Here is a 3,805-nt window from a genome sequence, read left to right on the forward strand (position 1 = left end):
CAATGGCTTGTTTAAAGGTTTCGATGGTATGAAAGTTACCAAAGGCAGTGACTGATGGATTATCAAATTCAACATCAAGATTAACCTGCCTTAGTTTTCGGACTAATTTTCGTTTCTTTTTCTCCAGAGCGATAATTTCTGGTCGTCGTTCTTGACGAGGGCGAGTATCTATTTGAGAAGTAGTAGAAGGTATCATAATTGGTCTCCTTTTTATGTTAACTTTAGTAATATGAATTACTTACATAAAGTATAGCATAGGAGGAGACCAATGTCAAGTATTTTTGTTAAAAAAATTGCAGATTTTTTAATGAGTTAAGTATTTATATATTAAGTGGTTAAAGGTATAGAGAAAAGGTCACTTGCCGATTTAAGGATAATAAAAGCGGGGACAAATATTGTGGGATATAATAATATTTTTATGGACAATTATTGTTGGAAGTAACAACAACAACCACCTAAGTCTCCCTATCTCCCTCAACTCTTTCTCTATCTCCTTATTTACCTTTACCCATGAAGACATAGCCTTAATAAACTTTTGCCATTCTAATGCCCGTTTACGCCAATATTCTAGCTCCCCTTTACGAACATACCGATGCCTACTTTTTCCATCTATAGAGGCAGAAAGATAATAGACTAAAGGTGCATCCTTTCTTAATCTGCGAGGTATAAATGATGCCGCTACCATAGGAGATCGCCCTATCGCTATCTCCTCAAATCTGTCTCTTTCCTTCTTTAAAATACTAATCTTCTTACGATGAATAGATATCTCTTCAAGCTCCATAACACCTATTATACAGATTAGGTGTTATTTTGTCAAAAAAAAATAATAAAATATAAATTTTTTATTACTTTGTTACCCTACCATCTTCTAATACCTTATTGACTCTATCTCTTATAAGTGTCATCTCTTATGTCTGAATTGAAGTAGTATTGTGTCCTCAGATTACCAGATTACTTTAATTTGGGGATTAGCTCTACAAGATAGCAAGGTGTGTTATAAAGGTTTCCATAGGATTTAATGGTTTCTTCATCAGAGATTGAGGCTCCTTTATATGAGAGGGTGATTCTCTTTGAGGCTAATTCTATTGTTCTCGCAGTATAGCTTAGGTTTCCCGAAAAGGCTACCTTGTGCCTTAAATTATCGGGAATCTCTGAGTATCTATTGAGGATGGATAAGGGCTTATTGAAAAGCCCAGGAAGGATTTCTATTGGTTCTGGAATTATTGTCTTTGCGGAAAAGATGTTGTAAAATGTGTTAGGTGGGGTATTAGAGAGAAGCCAATCTTGGGTATTCCTTAGATACTCAAAGGTTGGAAATATGGTTGATGTGCCTTTAAGATAGCCTTCATTGTCAAATAATCGCCTAATCCCTTTCATTTTACCATTCATAATATGGAACTCCTTTGCTGTCTTTATGGCTACAATTTATCCTTATGTCTCCACTATCAGAGCTGTAAATCCAGCCTTCTTCATCGGTGATTTGGTTAGGCTGGATTCTTTGGTTGGGTTTGGTATGGATAATAAAGACTTTGGGTGATTTATATATCTTATGGCCATAACCAAATTTTTCAATAACAACTTCTTTAGAAATAGGATGATTAGTTTCTTCATATATGCTTAATCTCCACCTTTCTATTCTTACAATATAAATTTTGTTCTTGCCTTCTATTTCCCATCTTCCTATATCTACTTTCTTGATAACCCCCCATTCTTTTAAAAAGCAACTTTTTTCTTTAAAAACCTTTCTTATTTCATCTGAAATTATCTTTCTATTCAATTCTTTTTCAACCCTCTTACCATCTCTTTCTGTATCAAATTTTATCTCAAATAGATATATTTCTTTTAAAAATGAAGTATGTGGAATTTTGTGAGAGTCAAAGTATTTAGAAATTTCATCTAATGGAGAGGGCCATTTTCTATTTTCCTGATAGTATCTATAAATTGCCACTCTCATTTCTTTTAATGCCTCCTCATTAAAATCTGAAGTTTGGCCTGATAATTTCAAATAATATATAAGAGGAGCAAGAGGAGGAGGGAGAAAAGGGAATGTAAAGATTATTATGCATATAATTGTAAGAAATAAAATCAATGTAACTAATCCCAAATGTGCTTTGATAGCTATTATAAAGTTTTTCAACTGATAGGAATTTGCTTTTTGAGGTATTTTGGATACCCCTTCAATCCCCCCTTCACTTTTGCTCATTATGGGGATATTTTAGCACAAGTTTTATCTTATGTCAATAAAAATTTATAAAATTTTGTGATTCAGACAGTAGAGGCTAATATTACAAGATTTTATTAAAGGGGGATAGGTGGAAAGATTAAAAGGGAATGGGATGGGAATGAATAGGAGTATTTTTATCTTCATTAGATCAAGAATAAAGGTAATTTTATAGGAGTTTCATTCCAGGAAAAGAAAAAAAGGGGTTTTTCAGGTGATTACTTCTAAAAAATGGACGCACCTCTCCTTATCCCTGTCCTGGTTTCAATCAGAGACAGGACAATCTTTATTATCAAGAATAAACCAGGCCGCATAGAATAAAAAGGTTTTTTTCATATGGCGAATACTTAGTTAGATTAAGGAGCCCGAGGATGTTTCAGGCTGTGAAGAAATTCTCGTTGTAACTGGCGAACCTTTTTGCGAAGTTTGCTTTTTCCTGGTTCAACTATGTCCATAATAATACTTGTGTATTCAGGAAAGCTTATCTGGGGAAGCTTATCTGGGGACACAATACCTAGCTTATCTGGGGACACAATAGCTTATCTGGGGACACAGCTTATCTGGGGACACAATACCTATTTTTAGGTTTGCGACCTGCTTTCTGAGGATGAAGTACGCAACCAAGCATCACTTCCAGTCTATTTATAAATGATTCATCTCCCAGTGGACGACCTGTCCCCTCATGGCGCCGGATTTGTTCCACATCCTCTTTTCTCATTTCTCCTTGCAAAAATTCCTTCCAATCTCCTGCCAGCTCAAGCAGTGGCAGAACTCGTACTAATCGGTCATCCTTTCCATTTATATGGGCACATGCACTCGACCATGCATATTCCCAGGCTTCTGAGACTATTTTTGCCCGAACAGGATTTAACTCAATGTATCGCACTGCCGCCATCAAATATCTCTCGTCCATAGGATATGAAGCGAATCTCCCTTGCCACAAATACCCTCGCCATTTTTCCCGAAAGTTAATCATACGCGTGTAACGTCGATGAGCCTCCCCTATAGCCCGAGATAAACCCTTTTCTGTCTGAGGAACCGCAACTATGTGAACATGATTTGGCATCAAACAATACGCCCATATCTCTACACTATATCTATTACACCATTCCTTCAAAAGAGAAATATAGCTTTCATAATCACTCGCCTGAAAAAATACTTTCTGCCGACGGTTACCTCGTTGGATTATATGATGTGGTATTTCTGGTACTACTACACGTGCAATCCGAGCCATGTTTAGATTCTACCACATTTCTTCCTTTTTGTCAAGGATTAATTAGTATTGTGTCCCCAGATTACCCAGATTACCTGTCCCCAGATTACCTGTGTCCCCAGATTACCTTGTCCCCAGATTACCTTGTGTCCCCAGATTACCCTGACCTCTGTCTTCTGCCCTCTGCTCTCTGCCTTCTGCTATTTATCTGCACTAATCCGTGTTAATCAGTGGCTGAATAGTTACACTTGATGTTCAAGTTTTTTAAAGGTATAAAGATTTAACCGCAAAGAGCGCAAAGGAAGATTTCGCAAAGGACGCAAAGGAAGGAAAATAAGGTGGTGAACAACCTATTGCTTTGTTAAGTTTGC

At 36.6% G+C, this 3,805-nt stretch carries 5 protein-coding genes; all 5 read right to left on the reverse strand.

Going from position 1 to position 3,805, the window contains the following annotated elements; genetic code table 11:
• The coding region (locus AB1414_17285; GenBank protein MEW6609169.1) for an IS1380 family transposase at positions 1 to 196 on the reverse strand (196 nt) is incomplete at its 3' end.
• A gap of 171 nt (positions 197 to 367) precedes the next feature.
• Positions 368 to 781 (reverse strand): hypothetical protein, encoded by a 414-nt coding sequence (locus AB1414_17290; protein ID MEW6609170.1) that lies wholly within the window; start codon positions 779 to 781, stop codon positions 368 to 370.
• Between the two features lie 170 nt (positions 782 to 951).
• Positions 952 to 1,389: a hypothetical protein gene (locus AB1414_17295; protein MEW6609171.1), complete on the reverse strand. Its 438-nt coding sequence runs from the start codon at positions 1,387 to 1,389 to the stop codon at positions 952 to 954.
• Positions 1,379 to 2,203, reverse strand: a complete 825-nt coding sequence (locus AB1414_17300) for a hypothetical protein (GenBank protein MEW6609172.1) — start codon at positions 2,201 to 2,203, stop codon at positions 1,379 to 1,381. The genes AB1414_17295 and AB1414_17300 overlap by 11 nt, the downstream gene beginning before the upstream one ends.
• A gap of 574 nt (positions 2,204 to 2,777) precedes the next feature.
• The gene (locus AB1414_17305) at positions 2,778 to 3,455 is read right to left on the reverse strand and encodes a transposase (protein MEW6609173.1); all 678 of its coding nucleotides are present in this window, start codon (positions 3,453 to 3,455) and stop codon (positions 2,778 to 2,780) included.
• Between the last annotated feature and the right edge of the window lie 350 nt (positions 3,456 to 3,805).

The organism is bacterium, assembly GCA_040755795.1.
GTDB lineage: Bacteria > UBA9089 > CG2-30-40-21 > CG2-30-40-21 > SBAY01 > JBFLXS01.